Annotated in this window: 13 protein-coding genes; 6 read left to right on the top strand and 7 right to left on the bottom strand. The window is 63.7% G+C overall.

Annotated features, from left to right (window positions below; translation table 11 throughout):
- Window positions 1-13: 13 nt before the first annotated feature.
- Both RAM15_RS02510 and RAM15_RS02515 read right to left on the bottom strand, forming a co-directional pair.
- Complete coding sequence (locus tag RAM15_RS02510; protein ID WP_306221925.1) at window positions 14-913, bottom strand: carbohydrate kinase family protein; 900 nt, start codon at window positions 911-913, stop codon at window positions 14-16.
- The gene (locus tag RAM15_RS02515; RefSeq protein ID WP_306221926.1) at window positions 903-2,180 is read right to left on the bottom strand and encodes an ROK family transcriptional regulator; all 1,278 of its coding nucleotides are present in this window, start codon (window positions 2,178-2,180) and stop codon (window positions 903-905) included. Before RAM15_RS02515 ends, RAM15_RS02510 begins: the two co-directional genes overlap by 11 nt.
- Window positions 2,181-2,477: 297 nt before the next feature.
- On the opposite strand from RAM15_RS02515, the gene RAM15_RS02520 reads away from it, so the two are divergent.
- The 3 genes from RAM15_RS02520 to RAM15_RS02530 all read left to right on the top strand — a co-directional run bounded on the left by RAM15_RS02520 (window position 2,478) and on the right by RAM15_RS02530 (window position 9,909).
- Window positions 2,478-4,961: a glycoside hydrolase family 2 TIM barrel-domain containing protein gene (locus tag RAM15_RS02520; protein WP_306221927.1), complete on the top strand. Its 2,484-nt coding sequence runs from the start codon at window positions 2,478-2,480 to the stop codon at window positions 4,959-4,961.
- 114 nt (window positions 4,962-5,075) lie between these two features.
- Window positions 5,076-6,419, top strand: coding sequence for a xylose isomerase (gene xylA, locus RAM15_RS02525; protein ID WP_306221928.1), 1,344 nt, complete (start codon window positions 5,076-5,078; stop codon window positions 6,417-6,419).
- 259 nt (window positions 6,420-6,678) lie between these two features.
- Entirely contained in the window at window positions 6,679-9,909 is a 3,231-nt protein-coding gene (locus RAM15_RS02530; RefSeq protein WP_306221929.1) for a glycoside hydrolase family 2 TIM barrel-domain containing protein, read from the top strand.
- A gap of 19 nt (window positions 9,910-9,928) precedes the next feature.
- Here RAM15_RS02530 and RAM15_RS02535 read toward each other — a convergent pair whose 3' ends face one another.
- Window positions 9,929-11,440, bottom strand: a complete 1,512-nt coding sequence (locus RAM15_RS02535; RefSeq protein WP_306221930.1) for a xylulokinase — start codon at window positions 11,438-11,440, stop codon at window positions 9,929-9,931.
- 194 nt (window positions 11,441-11,634) lie between these two features.
- On the opposite strand from RAM15_RS02535, the gene RAM15_RS02540 reads away from it, so the two are divergent.
- Window positions 11,635-12,870 (top strand): ROK family protein, encoded by a 1,236-nt coding sequence (locus tag RAM15_RS02540; RefSeq protein WP_306221931.1) that lies wholly within the window; start codon window positions 11,635-11,637, stop codon window positions 12,868-12,870.
- Between the two features lie 46 nt (window positions 12,871-12,916).
- Here the strand turns inward: RAM15_RS02540 and RAM15_RS02545 are convergent, their stop codons facing one another.
- Both RAM15_RS02545 and RAM15_RS02550 read right to left on the bottom strand, forming a co-directional pair.
- Window positions 12,917-13,453 (bottom strand): NUDIX hydrolase, encoded by a 537-nt coding sequence (locus RAM15_RS02545; protein ID WP_306221932.1) that lies wholly within the window; start codon window positions 13,451-13,453, stop codon window positions 12,917-12,919.
- 1 nt (window position 13,454) lies between these two features.
- Complete coding sequence (locus RAM15_RS02550; protein WP_306222230.1) at window positions 13,455-15,005, bottom strand: aminopeptidase P family protein; 1,551 nt, start codon at window positions 15,003-15,005, stop codon at window positions 13,455-13,457.
- A 206-nt stretch (window positions 15,006-15,211) separates the two neighbouring features.
- Between RAM15_RS02550 and RAM15_RS02555 the strand changes: the two genes are divergently transcribed.
- Window positions 15,212-16,633: a bifunctional folylpolyglutamate synthase/dihydrofolate synthase gene (locus RAM15_RS02555; RefSeq protein WP_306221933.1), complete on the top strand. Its 1,422-nt coding sequence runs from the start codon at window positions 15,212-15,214 to the stop codon at window positions 16,631-16,633.
- Entirely contained in the window at window positions 16,633-20,271 is a 3,639-nt protein-coding gene (gene smc / locus RAM15_RS02560; protein ID WP_306221934.1) for a chromosome segregation protein SMC, read from the top strand. Before RAM15_RS02555 ends, smc begins: the two co-directional genes overlap by 1 nt.
- Here smc and RAM15_RS02565 read toward each other — a convergent pair.
- Window positions 20,204-20,947, bottom strand: coding sequence for an aspartate/glutamate racemase family protein (locus RAM15_RS02565; protein ID WP_306221935.1), 744 nt, complete (start codon window positions 20,945-20,947; stop codon window positions 20,204-20,206). The two genes, smc and RAM15_RS02565, sit on opposite strands and share 68 nt — an antisense overlap.
- Window positions 20,944-22,188, bottom strand: coding sequence for a carboxylate--amine ligase (locus tag RAM15_RS02570; protein ID WP_306221937.1), 1,245 nt, complete (start codon window positions 22,186-22,188; stop codon window positions 20,944-20,946). The genes RAM15_RS02565 and RAM15_RS02570 overlap by 4 nt, the downstream gene beginning before the upstream one ends.
- Between the last annotated feature and the right edge of the window lie 68 nt (window positions 22,189-22,256).

The following is a 22,256-nucleotide window of genomic DNA, read 5'->3' on the forward strand; positions in this document are numbered from 1 at the left end:
TAAAAGCGAGGGATCACTGACCCTGCTGGCCCAGATAGTCGGGGATGTGCTCGGGGTATTCGGGCCAGGCGCCTTGTTGGGTGCAGACGAAGGCGGCGGTGTTGACGGCAGCCCGGTGGGCCTGGGTCAGGGAGGCCCCCAGCAGACGGTTGATGGCGAAGGTGCCGGAGAAGGCATCGCCGGCCCCGACCGTGTCGGCTACGGTGATCTCAGGCGTGGGCAGGTGTGAGGACTGGCCGTCCGCCAGGCAGATTGTGCTGTAGTCGCTGCCGGCGGTCAGCACGATGGTGTCCAGATGCCACTGGTCCATGAACCAGCGGCAGAGCTCGTCGTCGGTGGCTCCGGGAACGTGGAACATGTCGCGCAGGGTGACCAGCTCCTCGTCGTTGAGCTTGAAGACCGTGGCCATGTCCAGCAGTTCTTGGATCAGGTCCTTGCTGTAGAAGGTGCCACGCAGGTTGATGTCGAAGAAGCGCATGGCATGGCTCTTGGTGTGGCGCAGCACCTGTAGGCAGGTCTCGCGGGACTGGCTGTTGCGCATGCTCAGCGTGCCATAGCAGACGGCATCGGCCTTGCTGGCCAGTCCGGCCAGGTCATCCGTGTACTCCAGATGATCCCAGGCCACATCCGGTTTGAAGACGTACTGGGGGATGCCCTCGGTCAGCTGAACCTCGACGGTGCTGGTGGGATGGTCGTTGTGCTGCAGCACGGCATCGACGCCGGCCTGGTGAACAGCCTCCTCCAGCTCCCGGCCCAGGTCGTCGCGTCCTACGGCGCTGATGGCATAGCCTTCCGCCCCGTTCTTGGCAGCATGGTAGCTGAAGTTGACCGGTGCGCCACCGGCCCGCTTGCCTGTAGGCAGAACGTCCCAGAGGATCTCGCCGATGCTGAGGACCATGGGTTTACTGGTCATGGTGTTCCTTTCCTGATGACGGGTGATGCGCCCGCCTTGTGCTTGTTGATTTCACAGCTGTACGGCCCATGCTGGCCGGGTGCTCCAAAAACTGGTTGGCCGCCACTGCCGCAGCGCCGGTCAGCGTGGCATCGATTGGAAGGCGGGAAAGCAGGATCTGTGTGTGCTCGCGCAGGCCGGGCAGGGCGCGCTGGGAGACTATGGCCCGAACCCGTTCCAGCAAGCGGTTTCCGGCGGCGGCCACCATGTCTCCGATGACAATTTGGGCGGGGTTGTAGGCGTTGACGATGGTCACGCAGCCATAGCCCACGTAGTCGGCTATCTGATCCACCAGAGCCTGGGCGGCCTGTTGACCAGAGCGAGCCCAGTCGAACAGGCTCGCACATGCCTTGGCGTGGGTCATGGCCTCGACTCCAGGGAAGTGATTCCGCACATCCGGCTGACACATGCGGCGGTGGATGGCTACAGCCGAGCAGTAGCATTCCAGGCAGCCACGGTTGCCGCACTCGCAGGGCAGGCCGTTCAGATCGATGCTGACGTGGCCGATCTCGGTGGCCGCTCCCTGGCTGCCGTCCACCAGGGCGCCCCTGTCTATGACTCCCAGCCCTACGCCTTCGCCCACCAGGAAGTAGGCCATGCTGGATGCACTCACGCGGGGGTCGAACAGGCTCTGGGCCAGCGCCCCGGCCCGAGCGTCCTGCTCGATGAAGGTGGGTACGCGGAAGGCCTGACCGAATTCGTGGATAAAGTCCACGCTGCGCCAGCCGGGCATGCTGGTGACCAGGGCGATGCGTCCGCTCTCGCGCAGATAAGGGCCCGGCACGGCCATGCCTACAGCCACGATGGCGGGATTCGTTTGAAGTCGTCCTGCCACTCGGGTTCGGACATCGGCTACGGCACCTGGGATGTTGCCGGGGTCGACGGGGGGCAGCTCCTCCGAGTCCAGCAGGCGACCGCTGATGTCGAACAGCCCGATGCTGACCAGGCTGCGGGCGAACTTGACTCCGATGACCTGGTAGCGGTCGGCGTTCAGGGCCAGGCCGATGGATCGGCGGCCGCCCTCTGAGTCCATACTGCCAGTCTCGCTGATCAGGCCCAGACTCATCAGGCGGGCCACCAGCTTGCCTACGGCTGCCGGTGTCAGATCGAGGTCCCGGGCCATTTGGGCTCGCGAACTGGTGCCTTGCTGGTGCAGATACTGGACGATGCGTGACTGGTTGAGCTCGGAAATGGCCTTCGGCGTGCTGGCGTAGGTGCTGATGCGCATATCGACCTCCTCCTTGAGTGGTACCGTCACGCGATCTTCGCGAACTTTATTAACAGTGTTTATATATTAACACTGTTTAGTATCTGCTCGCAAACCTTTCCATCTGTTCCAAAACTGTTCAAGGTGCCAAGGAGAGGATTGCCATCTGCGGCCGTCGAACTGGTCTGCTCAAGGGGCGGGGTTTCGGCTGGAAGCCAAGGTCGAACCATCCAGGCGGGAGTAGTCTGGTCTTCTATCCATCAATGTTGATTAGGTCGGCTATGCACTGGTGATCATGAACGATGGCGGAGGAGTTGTATGCAGGCAACGGATTGGAACCAGGGTTGGCATTATCGACATTTACAGGAGTCAGAAGAACCCTGGAAGCCTGTTGAGCTACCCCACGATGCCATGCTGGCAGAACCCAGAAGGGCCGATGCCCCGAGCGAGGCTAACAGCGGATGGTTCGTAGGGCGCGATTACGAATACTGCAAGAAGTTACGTGCTGACGGTCTTAGGCAGCAGGATTCGATGATTCTGGAATTCGAGGGCGTTTACCAACACAGCGAGGTCTGGCTGGATGACCGCCGCCTGAGCTTTCACCCTTATGGATACACGGGGTTCTTCGTCGACCTGAGTGGGAAAATCCGACCGGGGCAATCGGGCATGATCCGTGTTGTCGCCCGGAACGCCCAGCAGCCCAACTCGCGTTGGTATTCCGGAGCAGGCATCTACCGGCCCGTCACGCTCTGGAGTGCCGGCCCGCAGCATCTGTACCCAGACGGCATCAGAGTCTCTACGCTTGGGGTCAATCCCTGCGTCATCCGGGTCTCATTGCGGGCATCATCAGGCGGGACCGCGCAGGTTCGCATTATGCGCAACGACAAGGATGAATCGGGGCCCTTGACTGAGGTCGCAGTCCCTGTGGATACCGATGGCAGAGCCCAGGTCGATATCGACCTTCCTGGCGCCCAGCCATGGAGTCCGGAAAGCCCGACGCTATATGAATGCCAGGCGCTCTTCGTCTCCTCCTCGGGCTGCCATGACCAGGCTCAGGCGATATTCGGCATACGAACGGTGGCCTGGGGGGATCAGGGGCTGCTCATCAACGGTGTCCGCAGGATTCTCAAGGGTGCCTGCGTTCACCATGACAACGGGATCCTTGGCGCCTGCGCCTGGCCCGAGGCCGAGGAGCGGAAGGTGAAGCTGCTGAAACGTAATGGCTACAACGCCATTCGCAGCGCCCACAACCCCTGTTCGAAAAGCCTTCTGGCGGCTTGCGACCGTCTGGGTATGCTGGTCCTGGACGAATATGCCGACCAATGGTACATCCACAAGACCATCCACGACTATGCGCAATACCTCCCGAAATGGTGGCGCAGTGATCTGGCTGATATGGTTGCCAAGGATTTCAACCATCCATCGGTCATCATGTACTCCATCGGCAACGAGGTCAGCGAAACCGCCCAGTCCAAGGGGGTGGAACTGACCAGGCGCATGGTCGACTTCCTCCACGGTCAGGATGCGAGTCGTCCGGTTACCTGCGGGGTCAACATCTTCTTCAACTTCCTGAGTTCGATCGGGCTCGGGGTGTATTCGAGCAAGAAGGCGGCCAAGCAGGCGGTGCACGATGGGTCAAAGAAGAGCGTGTCACTTTCGATTAAGCGTCATGGATCTGTAGGGAGCCGATTCTTCAATGAGATGGCCGGAATCATGGGAGCGGACTTTATGAAGAGAGGTGCCACCCTGCCATCCTGCGACCGCCTGACCCGTGATGCCTTCGCACTTATGGACGTGGCCGGATACAACTATGGAATCAAACGATACCTTCAAGACCTCCGCAGATACCCTCATCGGCTCATCCTGGGGACGGAGACCTTCTGCAGCGATGCCGACGAGTTCATGCGTCTGGCCTCCCGTTGCCCGCGCCTGATCGGAGACTTCGTCTGGGCAGGTATGGATTATCTGGGCGAAGCCGGCGTGGGCGCTTGGGAGTATCGACAGGAAGCTCCACGGTTCAGCGGGCTGGGATGGCTGACTGCTGGTTCCGGTCGTCTTGATCTGACAGGCAGGCCGCTGGGCGAGGCCTTGTACACACGGGTGGCGTTAGGGGGCGAGACTGGGCCCTATCTGGCTGTCCGCCCTGTCAATCATTCGGGGGAGAGGCATTCCCCCAGCGCCTGGAAGATGACAGATGCCCTTGACTCATGGTCTTGGGACGGCTGTGAGGGCAGGACCGCCCAGGTGGAGGTCTACGCCCGGGCTCATGAGGTCGTGCTGATGCTGAATGGCCGTTGCCTTGGCCGTTCGCGTTGGCGGGGTAGCACTCGTTTCCGTTTCTCCTGTCCTTATGAACACGGCCTGCTGGAGGCCTTGGCCTACGACAGCTCGGGCGGGCTGATTGGACGGAGTCGGTTGCGGTCAGCCGCGCCTCAGACCACGGTCAGGCTGGCAGCCGATCGGGACTCCGTCCGCCCGGGAGGGTTGTGCTTTGTGAGGGCAAGGTATACCGACCAGCAGGGCATTGACAAACCCACGGTATCGGGGGATTTGACTGCCCGCGTGCAGGGTGGCCGACTGCTGGCCTTTGGGTGTGCCGCCCCATACAATCCCGAAGGGTTTTTGACCGGGCACACGCGTACCTATTACGGCCAAGCCTTGGCAGTGGTGCAGGCGGATCGGTCAGCAGGTTCAGACGGCTCGGACGTACCCAAGCAGCTTGAACTCAAGGTTTCCGACGGTCGTCACAGGGTTTCCCTGCACATTCCTATCCGTGAGCAGGTAGGGTCGCCGTCTATATAATTCAACGAATTGACAAAATCGATCCAGCCCTCTACTCTTATTGTTCAGGAGGCAGGAACTGGTTTCCTCCCCTGTGAACGCTGTAAAGGCAAATGCATTAGGCAAAGGAGCATTATGGGTCTGTGGGACGTTGACAAGATCGAATACGTGGGTCGCCAGGGTGTCAAGGAGGGCCTGGGCTTCCGTTACTACGACAAGAACAAGGTGGTGGCCGGCAAGCCCATGAAGGACTGGCTGCGCTTCGCTGTGGCCTGGTGGCACACCTTCAACCAGGGCCTGGTGGATCCCTTCGGCGATCCCACTGCGCAGAGGCCCTACTACCGCTACACCGATCCCATGGATCAGGCGCTGGCCAAGGTGGACTACGCCTTCGAGCTCTTCACCAAGCTGGGGGTCGATTTCTTCTGCTTCCACGACCGTGACCTGGCTCCCGAGGGCGACACCCTGCGCGAGAGCGATGCCAATCTTGACAAGGTGGTTGACCGCATCGAGGCCGCCATGAAGGACACGGGCGTCAAGCTGCTCTGGAACACCTCGTCGCTCTTCACCAATCCTCGTTTCGAGGCTGGCGCCGGCACCTCGCCCTTCGCTGACATCTATGCGTATTCGGCGGGCCAGCTCAAGCACAGCCTGGAGATCGGCAAGCGGCTCGGTGCCGAGAACTACGTCTTCTGGGGCGGCCGCGAGGGCTACGAATCCCTCTGGAACACCCGGATGAAGGAGGAGCAGGACCATATGGCCGCCCTCTTCCACATGTGCGTGGACTACGCCAAGGAGATCGGCTTCGACGCGCAGTTCCTGATCGAGCCCAAGCCCAAGGAGCCCACCCTTCACCAGTACGATTACGACGCGGCTACCACCATCAACTTCCTGCGCACTTACGACCTGCAGGATAACTTCAAGCTCAACATCGAGGGCAACCACGCCAACCTGGCCATGCACACCTATCAGCATGAGGTCCGCGTGGCCCGCGAGGCTGGATTCCTGGGATCCTTGGATGCCAACCAGGGCGACAAGCTGATCGGCTGGGACATGGACGAGTTCCCCTCGGATCTTTACGATGCCACCGCCGTCATGTGGGAGGTGCTGGCCAATGGAAGCATCGGGCCCCGCGGAGGCTTGAACTTCGACGCCAAGCCTCGTCGCTCCTCCTTCCTGCCTGAGGACCTCTTCAGGACCCACATCGTGGGCATGGACACTTACGCCGCCGGTCTGCTGGTCGCGGCCAAGATGCACGAGGACGGCTACATCGAGCAGCTGCAGCAGGAGCGCTACTCCTCCTTCGAATCCGGCATCGGTTCGACGGTAAAGGACGGCACGGCCACGCTGGCCTCCTTGGAGGAGTACAGCCTTGACAAGCCGCAGGCCGAACTGATCGCCGCCGACAAGTCCGACCATCTCGAGGTCGTCAAGGCCACCATCAACAACTACATCGTCGAGGCCCTGGCCCAGGCCTGAGCTTTAGACGGCTGTCGTCTCCTAGCTCCGCGAGCGAAAGCCCGCGGGGCTTTTTTATGCCCTGACCGAAGCAGACATTTTTGGCAGGGCGGACTCGAGTCTGCATAGGGGATACCTAGGGCGCGTCCGGTGCGTTGATGCCTGTGACAACCTCCGGGACTTCTGTGCCATGGCCCCGCTATCATGGTCGCATGTGAGCGTAAACAGTTACGCCTGTGAAACGTCTGCTGCCATGGCCACCGAGGAGGATGGAATAGTCATGTTCATACCACGTTATTACGAGGATCCAGCCACGCTGCATGTGGGGACCGAGCCCAACCGTGCCTACTGCGTGCCGGCCGGCGCCCCCATGGACACGCGTGGTGACTTGCGCAGGCGTTCCGATCGCTACCTGGACCTGGATGGGGACTGGGATTTTCGCTATTACGCCAGCATTGACCAGCTGGATGCCGAGGTCCAGTCCGCGCTCGAGGCCAAGGATCCGGTCTTCTTCGAAGCCGACTACAGCCCTTCCAGGGATGCGGGCCGAGGGGTGTACCAGCCCATCCATGTACCAGGAGTCTGGCAGACCCAGGGCTATGACAACCCCCAATACACCAACGTGCGCTACCCCTTCCCCTTCGATCCGCCCAGGGTGCCTGCCGACAATCCCTGCGGCATCTACCTGCGCGCCTTCGACTACGAGCCCGAACCCTCAGCGTCCCGGGCCCTGCTCAATTTCGAGGGGGTGGATTCCTGCTTCTATCTCTGGGTCAATGGGGATCTGATCGGCTACAGCCAGGTCTCTCATGCCACCAGCGAATTCGACGTGACCGACCACCTGCAGCGAGGCCGCAACCAGCTGGCCGTCCTGGTGCTCAAGTGGTGCGATGGCAGCTATCTGGAGGATCAGGACAAGTTCCGCATGAGCGGCATCTTTCGCGATGTCTACATCCTGCGTCGCCCCAAGGCCCGTCTGCGCGACTGGTTCGTCCACACCAACCTCGATGAGGACATGAGCCATGCCAGTGTGACCCTGGATCTGGATCCGACTGGCGTATCGGGCCAGGAAGATGCCGCTCTGGACGTCCAGGCTCTGCTGACCGACCCCGATGGTGTGGAAGTGGCCCGGGCCGAGCTGACGGGTTGCAAGGAGCCCGCGCAGTTTGTCCTGGAGGTTGGCCATCCTCGCCTCTGGAATGCCGAAGATCCCCAACTCTACCGGCTGACCTTGTCGACCAGGGCCAGCTCAACCGGCTCCGGCGACTCGGGTGAGGTCGTCACCGAGTACATCGGCCTGCGCACCATCAGCGTGGACGGCCAGGTGGTCAAGGTCAACGGCAGGCCAATTAAAATCCACGGAGTCAACCGCCATGATGGGGATCCGCTCACCGGCTTCGCCATCGATCAGAAGCAGATCATGCGCGACCTGACCCTGATGAAGGAGCACAACGTCAACGCCATCCGCACCTCCCATTACCCCAACAGCCCCCAGTATTACGCTCTCTACGACCAGCTGGGCTTCTATCTGATAGCCGAGGCCGACCTGGAGGCCCATGGCATCGAAGCCCTCTATCATGGTCCGGACTGGAAGGAGCCCGATTACTGGAACGGCCGCATTGCCGACGAGCCGCTCTTTACCAAGGCCATTGTCGACCGGGTCCAGCGCAGTCTGGAGCGGGACAAGAACCACCCCTCCATCCTGATCTGGTCCATGGGCAACGAAAGCGGCTACGGCTGCGGCATCGAGGCGGCTCTGGCCTGGGCCAAGTCTCGGGACCCCTCCCGTCTGACCCACTACGAGTCGGCCATCCATGGCTCGCCCCGTAAGGATCTGGACTATAGCAATCTGGACATCACCTCGCGGATGTATCCCTCCATCAAGCAAATCGAGGATTACTTCAGGCCGGAGGGTCCTCACGGCATCAGCAGCCACGGGGATGACGGGGATGGGGGCCGGAAGCCTTACTTCCTCTGCGAATACTGCCATGCCATGGGGCTGGGCCCAGGGGATCTGGAGGACTACTTCCGGGTCATCCAGGCCCATCCAGGGCTCCTGGGCGGCTGCATCTGGGAGTGGGCCGACCATGCCATCGACCAGGGCAGGGATCGCAAGGGCCGTCGGATCTATGCCTATGGGGGAGACCATGGCGAGTACCCCCATGATGCCAACTTCTGCATGGATGGCCTGGTCTATCCCGACCGGCGGCCCCACACTGGACTCAGGGAGTTCAAGAACGTCTTCCGTCCGGCCCGCCTGGTCGGCTACGATCCCCAGACCCGGCTGCTCACCCTGCATAACTACCTGGACTTCACTTACCTGGATGAATACCTGAGCCTGAAGTGGACTCTTCTGTGTGATGGGGAGCCTGTGGCCTCCGGGAAGCCTGAGCTGGATCGCGGGACCGGTCTGCACATCGCCCCCCATGCTGAGGGCACCGTGGGCCTGCCCGCCATGGATCCGCCCGAGCACGGCCGCCTGACCCTGCTGGTGGAGTACGCCCTGGCCAAGGCCGATCCAGTGCTTTCACAAGGGTATCCGCTGGGCTTCGATCAGCTTGAAGCCGCAGACATGGGGATGCCTGAACGTCCCAACGGCGTGGCCAGGGTCATCAGTGCCGACCCCGGCAGTGGAGCCCGGGGCGCCCACCGGCCGGTGGTCAGGCAGACTGATGCCCGCTTCGATGTGGAGGGGGCCGACTGGCGCTACGTCTTCAACCGCCGCACCGGCATGGTGGAATCCATGAGCATCGACAACCGCTCCCTGCTGAGCGCTCCTATGGAGGTCAACCTCTGGCGGGCACCCACCGACAACGATGCCATCATCAAGGAGGAATGGCGCAAGGCCGAATACGACCGGGCTGGTACCAGGGCCCTCTCCTGCCAGCTGCAGACCGATCAGGACAGGGGATTGACCACAATCAAGGCTGAACTGTCCTTGGTGGCACCCTTCATTCAGCCCATGGGCAGCATCCTCGTCACCTGGACCCTGAGCGACCAGGGTGGACTGGACCTGAAGATGGAGCTGCATCGGGATCCCGAGTTCCCCTATCTGCCCAGGTTTGGACTGCGGCTCTTCCTGCCCAAGAGCCTGCAGCGGGTCACCTACTGCGGCTATGGGCCCTACGAGAGCTACCGGGACATGCACCGCGCCAGCCACTATGGCGTTTTCCATGACACCGCATCAGGCATGGTCGAGCACTACCTGCGGCCCCAGGAGAACGGCTCCCATTATGGCTGCGACTACGTCCTGGTGGAGGATGACCGCTCCCTGCTGCAGGCGGCGGGGGATGGGCCGATCAGCTTCAACTGCTCCCCATACACCCAGGAGGAGTTGACCGCGAAAGGGCACGACCATGAGCTGGAGGAATGCGGCTCAACCGTGCTCTGCCTGGACTATGCCACAAGCGGCATAGGCTCCAACAGCTGCGGACCGGAGCTGGATCCCGCCTACCGCCTGGATGAAACCGATCTGGTCTTCGGACTGCATCTGCGGGTCCGCTCCAAGTGACCCCGGCTGGCGGGGCCCCTCATCCCCGCCAGCGCAGGTACTGCTGGTAGACCTGCTCGCAGGGGGCTCCCGTCAGCGTGGTCTCGATGTCCACCGGCCAGGCGGGGGGCTCCTCTTCCCCAGTCAGAGTCCAGGCTGCCTGGCGGGCAGCACCGATGGCCACATACTCGTCCGGCCGGGGCAACTGCACATCCATGCCCAGAATCCCTGGTGCGTAGGCTCTGACCGCTGGGGACTTGGCGCCGCCGCCGACCAGAAGGATCTTGGAGACCGTGGTGCCCAGCCGTTTCAGCAGCTCCAGGCAGTCACGCTGGGAGCAGAGCAGGCCCTCCACGAATGCTCTGGCCAGGTTGGTGCGCGTGGTGTTGGCCAGGGTCAGTCCCTCCAGCCTGGCGTGGGCATCTGGACGGTTCGGAGTGCGCTCGCCGTCGAAGTAGGGGATCAGGGTGATGCCCTCGGCCCCTGGCGAGGACTTCTCTGCCAGTTTGGCCAGACCGTCGTAATCGGTTCCCAGGGCGGCCAGGCCCGCGTCCAGGATGCGTGAAGCGTTGATGGTGCAGGCCAGAGGGAGCCAGTGGCCGGTGGCATCGGCGAATCCGGTGACCGAGGCGCTCATGTCATAGGCGGGGACCGGGCTGACCGCGGCAGCGACCCCCGAGGTTCCCAGGGAGATGGAGACGTCGCCCACCTGCATGGCCAGGCCCAGGGCTGTCATGGCGTTGTCGCCGCCGCCCGGTGCGATGATGCAGCCTCCGGGCACGTCCCTGCCGGCGATGCGGGGGTCGGCTTTGGCTCCGACCTGGTGGGGGCCAAGAACCTTAGGCAGGATGACCTGTTCGGCCATCCCGTCGGGCAGGGCCATGGCCAGCAGGTCACGCCGGTAGCTGTCGGCGGCGGGGTCGTAGTAGCCGGTGCCAGAGGCATCAGAGCGATCAGTGAAGAGATCCTCCAGCCCGGGTTCAGTCTCCGGGTCGGCCGCGGGACCATGGCCGGCGATAACCCAGCTCAGCCAGTCGTGGGGGAGGCATATGGCCGCGATGGCCTTGGCCTTATGCGGCTCCATCCGGCTGACCCAGGCCACCTTGGTGATGGTCAGCGAGGCTACGGGGGAGGAACCCACAGCCCGTACCCAAGCTTGCTTGCCCTGCATGGCCAGGCCCTGGTCTGAGTCCGGGTCTTTGTTTGGCCCGCCGGTTTCGGACTTGGCGAGCCGGATGATGAGATCGTCGGCATCAGGAGCCGAACGCGTATCGTTCCAGAGCAAGGCATCCCTGATTACTCGCCCTTGGCGATCCAGCAATACCATGCCGTGCTGCTGGCCACCCACGCTGAGGGCCGAGACATCGCCCAATCCGCCCGCCTGGGCGGAAGCCTCCTGAAAAGCCTTCCACCAAGCCATGGGATCGACGCTGGTGCCTGCCGGATGAGGAGCCTTGCCGAAGCGGACCAGCCGACCGGTCCGGGCATCGGTGACCCTCACCTTGCAGGACTGTGTCGAAGTGTCCACTCCCGCCACCAGGATCTCATTCATGTCAGCCTCCTTGCTTTCTGGGCTCCGTTCATTGGAGTACCCCATCATAGTATCTCAATTATTAAATCGATAAACTAAATGGTCTTAGTCTGAGTACCTTTAATTGCTTACCTGCCGTTAGGCTGGAACGTAAGATGTTGAAGAAGGCCCAGGATTCTGCGGGCCTGTGTTCCTTCATGAAAGGTTATTGAACCGTGACTGCCCTGCGCTCTATCAATCAGGATGATCTGAGGAACCACAACCTCTCGGTCATTATCGACACCATTCTGCGGTCACCTACCGCGCTCAGCAGGGCGGATCTGGCCAAGGCTACGGGGCTGACCAAGGCTACCATGTCGCTCCTGGCAGGGCTTCTGATCCGGAATCGGGTGGTGCGCGAGGAAGAGCCTGAGACTTCGCAGAGCAGCCATGGCCGACCCAGCACCCCACTGTCCATCGCGCACGGACGCTGGGCCGGTCTGGGCCTGCAGATCAACACCGATGGTTACGGATGTCTGGCCATGGATCTGGATGGGACCCTGATCGATTCGGCCTGGGTCAAGGATGATATGCATGAGGCTGAACCCGATCGGGTCTTCGCTGACCTGGAGAAACTGACCAAGCCCATCGAACGCAAGCTGTCCCGTCGGCACTACCGTACAGTGGGTTCGGGCCTGGCTCTGCCCGGCCTGGTCGGTGGCGACACCACCCTGCTCATGGCCCGCAACCTGGGGTGGGAACGTCTGGATCTGCAGGACTTTCCCCTGGTCCGTCGCCTGAGTCCCAGAGTGGGCAATGAGGCGCGTCTGGCAGCCCTTGCTCAGATTCCCGGCTACGCGACCCAGCGTCCTGCGGGCGGAGATGAGGGGCCACTTTCGCCCACCGACTCCTTTATTTACATTTCCACTGACATTGGCATCGGCGGCGCTGTGGTGCGTCGCGGGGCCGTCGAGACCGGAGACCATGGGTTCGCCGGTGAATTGGGGCATGCCTCGGTGGATCTGAACGGCCCAACCTGCCGTTGCGGCCGCCGTGGGTGCCTGGAGACCTACGCCGGGCGTAGGGCTCTGGTTGAGGCGGCTGACATCGCCACCGGAGCTGAGGCGGTCACACCCCAGGCCATGGAGGAGCTCTACCAGCGCTGGCAGCAGGGTGATGCCAAAGCGGTAGACGCCATCGACCGCGGGCTCGATGCCATGATCTCGGTCATCGCATCAGCCATCAATATTGTTGACGTGGATACGGTCATTCTGGGGGGATTCTGGTCGCACTTCGGTGGCAACCTGGCCCAGCGTCTGCAGGATCGGCTCAATCAGCTGACCCTGGGCCGGGATGCCGTGGACATTCGCGTGCTCATCCCCACCCAGGCCGACTATCCGGCCCTCAAGGGGGCAGCCCTGGTGGGCCTGCGTCGCTTTATCGACGATCCGCTGGATTTCTTCGAGGACTGACCCTTCGAGGGCGGAGCCGTCCAAGGGCACAATGGTCAACTTGAGACTAGTCGGGATTTGCAGGCAACTCCCTGCCGCCAACCTTGAAGAGGGCGTGGGCGTCTCCGCCATGCAGGCGTTCCAGATAGGTTCGGGCTCGGGCCATGCGTTCCACAGTGGTCTGGGCCAGCGGAGAGGGGAGTTGATCGGGGTCGAACCAGCCGACTGACAGGCTCTCCTCGTCGCCCACAAAGGGATCGGTGTTGCCGCTGGGGTCAGGCTGGCAGATGAACAGATGATCCATGTACATGGTCCGGTCCCCGTTGGCATAGGTGATCACCTCTTGGGAGGATGTGACCGCCGCCAGGTCGGTGACGATCACATCCACCCCGGTCTCCTCCTTGACCTCGCGGATCACGGTGTCGGCCGGGTCCTCGCCCGGTTCGTTGATCCCGTAGACCAGGGCCCACTGTTCGGTGTCGGAGCGCCGGCCCAGCAGGAGGCGGCCCTGGTCATCGCTGACGAAGGCCGTCACACCGTTCAGCCAGAGCAGGTCATGGCCTATGGACCGGCGCAGTCTGAGCACGAAGTCAGGGGTGGGCATATCAGTCCCTGTCCGGGTCGGCCAGTGCGGCCCGTTGCGCCATCCAGGCTTCCACCTCTTCGACGGTCTTGGGGATGCCAGCAGACAGCCACTGGGGTCCCTGCTCGGTCATGAGCACGTCGTCCTCCACGCGCACGCCGATGCCGCGGAACTCCGGAGGCACCAGCAGGTCGTTCTCCTTGAAGTAGAGTCCGGGCTCGATGGTGAAGATCATTCCAGGGGTGATGGGCGCGCCCTGGTAGGACTCGTACCTGGCCTCCGCGCAGTCGTGCACGTCCAGACCCAGGTGGTGGGCGCAGCCGCAGGCGTGCCAGCGGCGGTGCTGCTGGCCCTGGGGGGAGAGGGACTCTTCCACGCTGACCTTGAGGATGCCCCACTCGTGCAGTGTTTCGGCCAGCACCCGCATGACGGCATGGTGGATGTCCGAGTAGGTGGCGCCTGGCTTGGCGGCTTCGAAGCCGGCCTGCTGGGCCTTGAGCACGGTCTGGTAGATCCGCTTCTGCAGGGGGCTGAAGGTGCCGCCTACGGGGAAGGTGCGGGTGATGTCGGCCGTGTAGAGGCTGTTGACCTCCACGCCAGCGTCGATCAGAAGCAGATCGCCCTGCTGGACTGTCCCGTCATTGCGCATCCAGTGCAGGATGGGAGCGTGCTTGCCCGAGGCGATGATCGAGCCGTAGCCCACGTCGTTGCCCTTCTCGCGGGCGTTGGCGTTGAAAACGCCCTCCAGCATCCGCTCGGAACGGGGCTTGCCTACCACCTGGGGCAGGTGGGTCAGAATCCGGTCGAACCCGTCTTTGGTGGCGGCGATGGCCTTGCGCATCTCGCCCACCTCGTAGTCGTCCTTGATCATGCGGGCCTCAGAGGTGAATTCTTCGAGCTTGTCGTCGGCCTCCTCATTGCGGTCCGGACCGCCGATGCCGTTGGCCTTGCGGGCGGCCTCCACCTGATTCAAGACCTCCTGGTCGGCAGTGCGGATCACCCGCATCTTGACTGCACCCTGGTCCGGCCCCAGATCCTTGGCGATGGCATCAGGGAAGGAGGCGATGTCCTTGGTGGGGATGCCGGTCATGATGGCCAGCTCCCGCAGCCCGGCGCGGGGACCCACCCAGTACTCCCCATACTGGGAGGACCGGTAGTAATCGCGGGTGGACTGATCGGCCCGGGGATGGACGAAGAGCTCAGGGGTATGCGTCAGACCCTTGGCGGCCTCCGGGCTGTCGGGGTCCACCGGGTCCAGGACCAGGATGGCTCCGGGTTCGTAGTCCTCGCCCAGGCCCGTGTAGTAGGCAAAGGTGGTGTCTGGGCGGAAGGCGTAGTCGTTGTCGTTGTTTCGGGTCTTATAGGATCCGGCTGGGATGACCAGCCGCTCGCCGGGGAAACGCTGTCCCAGCTCACGCAGGCGGCGCTCCGTGTACTTGCTGGACTCCAGCGGCTCGATCTGAGGCTCCTGGGCCTGCCATCCGGTGGTCATGAACTTCTGGAAGGCGGGGGAGTTGGGACGCAGGGTGCGATTGTTCACCCGGTCTTCCATGTTCTGCTCATCCAGGTCCACATTCTTGGGATCGGTGTCTCCTTGTAGATGCTCCTGTGCGGATGCGGTCACGTCCAGCCTCCTTGAAATTCCGGTTATGACTATGTTGGTTCCATGGTAGTGCGTTCGGCCGATGTGACAGTCGGCTGATCCGGCCCTCAATCGGGGTCGGTCGCGCATAGAATGGGCGGGAAGCATCCACAGCCAGCAGGAGGCGCAGGCAGAATATGTCATTCGAACACCCCAACAGCAAGGGTCAGAATATTCGCGATGTCGAGCGGGCCATCATGGCGCGTCCCGTCGAGCATGACAGCCCCAACCTGGACCTGGACAGGATGGGGATGATGCTGGACCTGCTGGGCCATCCGGAGCACAGCTTCCGGGTTATCCACGTCACCGGGACTAATGGGAAGGGGTCCACGGCGCGGATGGCCGAGGCTCTGGTGCGGGCTTACGGTCTGCGCACCGGGCTCTACACCTCGCCCCACCTGGAGCGGATCAATGAGCGGATCGCCATCGACGGCCAGGAGCTCTCAGACGAGGACTTTGTGGATCTCTACCAGCAGATCGAGGATTTCATCGCCATGGTGGACGACCGCTTCGCCCAGCAGGGCAGGGCCCCCATGAGCTTCTTCGAGGTCCTGACCGCCATGGCCGTCTGGGCCTTCGCCGACGCCCCGGTGGACGTGGCCATCGTCGAGGTGGGGATGGGCGGCCGTTGGGATGCCACCAACGTCCTCGATGGCGATGCTGCCATCATCGGTCCGGTGGACATGGACCACATGCAGTGGCTGGGGGATACGGTCGAGCAGATAGCAGGGGAGAAGGCCGGGATCATCAAGCCCAAGTCCACGGTCATCGTCGGGGCCCAGCCTCATGAGGAGGCCGTCATGCCCATCATCGAGCAGGCCGTGCGTGAGCAGGGCGCCCCCACCCTTTTAAGGGATGGCAACGAGCTGGAGGTGGTCTCCCGCATGCCCGCAGTGGGCGGCCAGGTGGCTACGTTGCGCACGCCGCAGGGGCTCTACAAGGATGTGCCCATCGATAAGTTCGGGGAGCACCAGGCCCACAACGCCCTGGCGGCCCTGGCAGCGGCTGAGACGGTCATCCCCGTCAACGGGGCACTGGACCAGGATCTGGTGGCCGAGGCCTTGAGCCAGGTGCGCATCCCCGGACGGATCGAGCAGGTGCGCACCTCGCCCACCATCATCATCGACGGCGGGCACAACCTGAACGCGGCCCAGTCCCTGCGCTCGGCCATCGAGGAGAACTACGACTTCAAGCAGCTGGTGGGTGTGATTTCCATGATGGCCGACAAGCAGGTGGAGGACTATCTGGGCCTGCTGGAGCCCGTGCTGGACAGCGTCGTGGTCACCGAAAACTCCTGGAAGGGCCGGGTCATGCCGGCCGAGGATCTGGAACGGGTCGCCGTGCGGGTCTTCGGGCCCGACAGGGTGGTCCGGCGCGACCGGATGCCCGATGCCATCCAGACGGCTGTCGACATGGTCGACAGCGAGGATCAGACCGGGGTGGGCTATGGCCGCGGCGTGCTGATCTGCGGCAGCTTCGTCACCGCCGGCGACGCCCGCACCCTGCTGGCCGAGCGTCCCAATCCCGATCTGGCCAAACCTAAGGCGGAGCGCGCCTGATGTATCTCAAGGAGCTGACCCTCAAGGGCTTCAAGTCCTTCGCCTCGGCCACCACCCTGCGCTTCGAGCCGGGCATCACCGCTGTGGTGGGCCCCAACGGATCAGGCAAATCCAACATCGTCGACGCCCTGGCCTGGGTCATGGGCGAGCAGGGGGCCAAGAGCCTGCGCGGCGGATCCATGGAGGACGTGATCTTCGCCGGCACCTCCTCGAGACCGCCACTGGGCCGGGCTCAGGTCACCCTGACCATCGACAACACCGACCGGACCTTGGACATCGACTACACCGAGGTCACCATCAGCCGGACCATCTACCGCAACGGCGGGTCAGAGTATGCCATCAACGGATCCGACTGCCGTCTGCTGGACATCCAGGAGCTGCTCAGCGACACCGGGCTGGGCCAGCAGATGCATGTGATCGTCGGCCAGGGGCGGCTGGATGCCATCCTGCGGGCTGATCCGGCCGGCCATCGGGCCTTCATCGAGGAGGCGGCCGGCATCCTCAAGCACCGCAAGCGCAAGGAGCGGGCCCTGCACAAGCTGGCCAACACCGAGGCCAACCTGTCCCGCCTGGATGACCTGATCGGCGAGATTCATCGGCAGCTGGGGCCTCTGGGCCGCCAGGCCAAGGTCTCCCGCCGGGCCGACATGATTCAGGTCAGCCTGCGGGACGCCCAGGCACGCATCCATGCCGACGACGCCCTGACCTCGCAGAGGAAGCTAGAGAACCTGCGCTCGCAGATGGCAGAGACTCGGGGGCAGCTGGCTCGCGGGCAGGAGGATCTGACCAGGGTCAAGCTGCGCATCGAGCAGCTGGAGGGGCTGGACCGACAGTCCAATCCGGCCCTGGAGGCCGTCAACCAGCAGTGGAACGACCTGACCAAGCTGGGTGAGCGGGCCGGGTCCCTGGCATCCTTGGCCAGAGAGCGCAGCCGTTCGCTGGAGGCCGGCATGGTGGCCGACCAGGGGCAGGATCCCGGGGTGCTCAGGCGGAGGGCCGACGAGCTCAAGGGCCAGGTCGACCAGGAGGAGGGCCAGGTCGGAGCCGACCGGATCGCCCTCGATGGTTGTGTCCAAGCCCGTGCGGATCTGGAGCGGCGGTTGGCCGCTCACCGGCAGACCATGACCGAGCTGCGGCAGGCGGCCAGAAAGCGGCAGGCTCGGCTGGGCGATCTGGCCCAGCTGGTGGCCAAGGAGGAATCGGCCCTGGAACTTTCCAGGCAGCGCGAGCGTGACCTGTCCCGCCAGCAGGATCAGCTCAGAGAAGGCCTGGAGCGGGCCAGAAACCGGGTGCGGGACCTGGACAGCCAGGAGGAAGGTTCTGACCAGGACGGCAGACAGGCCCTGGACCAGGCAGGTCAGGTCAGGGACCAGGCCCGCAGCAGGCTCAACGACCTCCAGGAGCGCGAACGTCGAATCCAGTCCGATGCCATATCGGCCCAGGCCAAGGCCGATGCCCTGGCGGACACGCTGGACCATCGCGGCGCCGGCGAGGCCTTGTCCCAGGCGGGGGATCCGGCCCTGCTGGGTGTACTGACCGACTTCGTCCGAGTGGAGGAGGGTTGGGAGGAGCCCCTGGCCCAGGCCCTGCACGACTATGCCTCGGCCCTGGTGGCCAAGGATGGCCAGACGGTCGACCGGACCCTGGAGCGGGCCCGCCGGGATCGCCTGGGACGCGCCGCGCTGATCTCGGCATCAGGCCCGCTCAAGGGGACAGCCATAAGCTCCGGCGATGGCCCCTGGCGGTCGGCCGCCGACCTGGTGGCCCTGCGCGAGCATCCTGCCGATCCTGACCAGGCTCAGGGTGTGCTGGCGGCTGTTCGCAGTCTGCTGGCCTCTACAGCCGCCGTCGATGACGCTGATCAGGCCCGCCGTGCCTTGGAGGACGGATGGCAGCAGGCGTTGACCCGCCTGGGCGACCTCTACGACCGGGTAGGTGCTGTGGGCGGATCAGCCCCGGCCACCAGCGACCTGGCGTTGACTGCACGCAGGGATAAGGCCCTGGCGCAGGTGGAGGCCCTCCAGGATGAATCCCGAACGCTGCAACCGCAGATGGATGCGGCCCGTGCCGCCCTTGAGCGGGCCGAGCAGCAGCTGCAGGAGGCGCGCAACCGGTGCACCGAGGCCCGGGTCAAGGCCGAGCAGGCGGCTCGGGAGCTGGCAGCAGCCCGCAAGGAATCTGATCGAGCCCAGGCCGGGGTCAAGGATCTGGAGGACCGGCTGGCCCAGGTGCGCGACCAGGTGCGCACCCACGAACTCAAACTGGAAGACCTGAAAGCCGGCCTGGCCCGTGCCCAGGAGGACGGGGGGACTGATCCTGATGACCCGGAGGGCATGGAAGACCGGCAGCATGAATTGGAGACGGCCCTGGACCAGGCCCGCACCGCCGAGATGGAGGCCAAGCTGACCTGGACGGAGAGCGACCGGCGGCACGCCTCTCTGCTGCGTCAGATCGATTTGCTGCGGGATCAGGCCGACCAGGCCGAACGCCGTCGTCAGCGGATCAGCCAGGAGAACCGTCGCCGCAAGGCTGGCATGGCTTCCCTGGGGCTGATCGCGCTTAGGGCCGACCTGCTGGCCCAGCTGATCAAGAAACGGTTGGAGCATGCGGCCCGCCGCAGGGATCAGCTCAGGGCCAAGGCCTCGGCCCATGACAAGGAGCTGACCGATCTGCGGGCCAGCAGGGATGCCTTGGAACCCAAGGTGGCCGGTCTGCGCCAGGATGAGCACGGCCTGGATCTGGAGCGGGAGCGTCTGGCCGGCGAGGACGGCCGTCTGCGCCAGCGCATCCAGGATGACTTGGGCATGGAGCCGGGGGAGCTGATCCGCGAATACGGCCCCGACTGTCCGGTGCCCGTCCTGGATGACGAGGGCAATCCTGTGCCTTTGGACCAGGAAGCGACGGAGGAAGACGGGGATTCATCAGCCTTCAAAACAGTGCCCTACCAGCGCGGGGAGCAGGAGAAGCGGCTGGCCAAGGCCAAGCGGGACCTGGCTGCCCTGGGCAAGGTCAACCCACTGGCCACCGAGGAATACGAGGCCCTGGAGTCCCGCAACCGCTACCTGCACGAGCAGCGTCAGGATGTGATCGGGTCCCGGGACGATCTGATGGCCCTGGTCAAGGATCTTGATTCGACCATGGTCACGGTCTTCAAGGAGGCCTTCGACGACACCGCCCAGGCCTTCGAACGCATCTTCGCCACCCTCTTCCCCGGCGGGCGCGGGCGGCTGCGGCTGGAGGATCCGGATGACCTGCTGACCACAGGCGTTCTGGTCGAGGCCAGCCCGGCCGGCAAGAAGGTCCGCCGGCTCTCCCTGCTCTCGGGCGGGGAGCGGTCGCTGACGGCCCTGGCCCTGCTCCTGGCCATCTTCACGGCCCGGCCCAGCCCCTTCTATGTCATGGACGAGGTCGAGGCCGCTCTGGACGATGTGAACCTGACCAGGCTGCTCAAGGCCTTCGAACAGCTGCGGGAGCATGCCCAGCTGATCATCATCACCCACCAGCAGCGGACCATGGGCATCGCCGACGCCCTCTACGGGGTCACCATGCGGGGGGACGGAGTGACGGCCGTCATCTCCCAGCGGCTGAAGGATCCGAATCGTTCCGGCCGCGAAGAGCCCGAGCCCGATCAAGGGTGACCTCTGCCAGAACGGCCTGGGAGTCCACGATGGGCAGCTGCGGCATGGGGTAGGCCTCGTTGAGCACTGAGAGCTCGGTGCAGCCCAGCAGGACCGAGTCGCAGTGGTAGTCCTTCAGGAAGGCATCGAGAACGCCCAGGTAGCGGTCCCGGTCCAGTCGCCCTTCCTTGACATCGTCGTAGATCAGCGCACTGACCCGGTCCTGCAGGGCCTGGTCCGGGTCCACCAGCTGGTAGCCGGCGCTGTCGGCCGGGCCCTGGTAGATGGCGGCATGACGGGACCCCTCGGTGCCCATGTACCCCATGCGAGGATGGGATTTCGCCGGATAGTGCCGGTCAGCCCAGTCGATGGTGGCCTGGGGCATATCCAGGATGGGCACCGGAGTCAGGGCCTGGAGCCTGGGCAGAATCTGATGGGCGGTGTTGCAGGCCATGACCATGAAGGAGGCGCCCATGGCTGTGGCCTGGCGAACATCCTCGGCCAGATAGGGGAAGGGGTCATCCTTGCTGCGGCCCAGGATGAATTCGGTGCGGTCGGGCACGGTGGCGTGGTTGAAGACCACATAGTCCAGAAAGTCCTGGTCCCTGTGCGCCCCGGTCATCCGGTCCAGCACCCGCACGAAGCTTTCGGTGGCCAGTGTGCCCATGCCGCCCAGGACGACGAAGAAGTTCCTCATGCCAGTGTCCTCTTGTCACGGAAGTAGCGCCGGTAACGACGCCGATAGATGGAAAACATGTGCCGAATCAGCAGCCAGCGCTTGAAGTTGCGGTCCTTACTGTACTCCAGAGTGGTGCCCCAGTCTCCGCGGCGAATCATGGCCATGGCCTGTCGCTTGTCCTCGGACTCGGCGCAGTATTTGCGGAAGATGTCCTTGGGGATCTCCATCCAGAGGCGATGCCCCCGGCCGAAGACGGTGCGTCCGTTGAAGGGGGTGTCCAGAACCAGGTCGTCCACGAAGCAGCGGGCCAGGTTGAAGCCGTTCAAAGTGACCACGTAGCTGCTGCGTCCCTGGCGCAGATTGATCTCGAAGAGCTTGTAGACGCCGTCGCGCGGATCGTACTTCATGTCGAAGTTGGCCACACCGCTGTAGTTGATGTCCTCGAGGAAGGCCTTGATCCGGTCGAAGATGTCCTGGTTGTAGTCGGGCATAATGGCTGCGTAGTTGCCCACGGCCTCGGGAGTGGGGTCCTCCAGCAGCGGGTGTCCCAGAAACATCATGCGCACCCGGTGGTGGCGGTCCACATAGGCATTGAGCACCCTCATGTTGTCATCGCCCCCGGGCACGAAGTCCTGGATGACCATTTTCGAGGTGTACCCGGCCTGGTAGGACCTGCGGATCATGGTGTCCAGCTCCTCAGGGTTGCTGAAGATGAAGGCCTTCTTCCTCCCGGGGAAGTCGATGTCCAGCCACTCGTCGCTGTCCGCGGGCTTCATGGCCACCGGGTAGTCGAAGGGCAGCTTCCGGTGACGACCCGCCTTCACATCGTCGGCATCCACCGAGACGGTCTGCGGATGGGGCAGATCGTAGCGGTCGCAGAGTTCGTAGAAGGAGGACTTGAGCGAGAGGGCGCGGTTGAGCTTGGCGTCGATGGCGTTGAAGACGAACCGTTCGCGCAGTGGATCGCCGAACTCGTCCAGCAGGTTGGCGTAGGTGTCCCCGCAGGGCAGCAGGAGCAGGGTGGCTCCTGGGTGGTCCCGGTGATAGGCGTCGGCCCAGTCGTTCAGGGCCGGCACAAAGACCTTGGGATTGGCGAAATCCGGCACCAGGTGCACGTCGATGATCCTGCTGTACTTGGTGGGGGAGAGCTGCTGGTGGGCGAAGGCGGTGGAGACCAGTCCATAGGCCTCATGAAAGGCGCGCGCCATGCCGTAGGCGTTGATGTCGCTGCCCAGTATGACCGGTTGGAATTCTTGCATCTGTATGAAACCACCTACCATGTGCTCGTGCGCCCCGCCCTGCCGCGGGGCATTTGGCTTTCCATCTT

This window comes from Bifidobacterium asteroides, assembly GCF_030758775.1.
Lineage (GTDB): Bacteria > Actinomycetota > Actinomycetes > Actinomycetales > Bifidobacteriaceae > Bombiscardovia > Bombiscardovia kimbladii.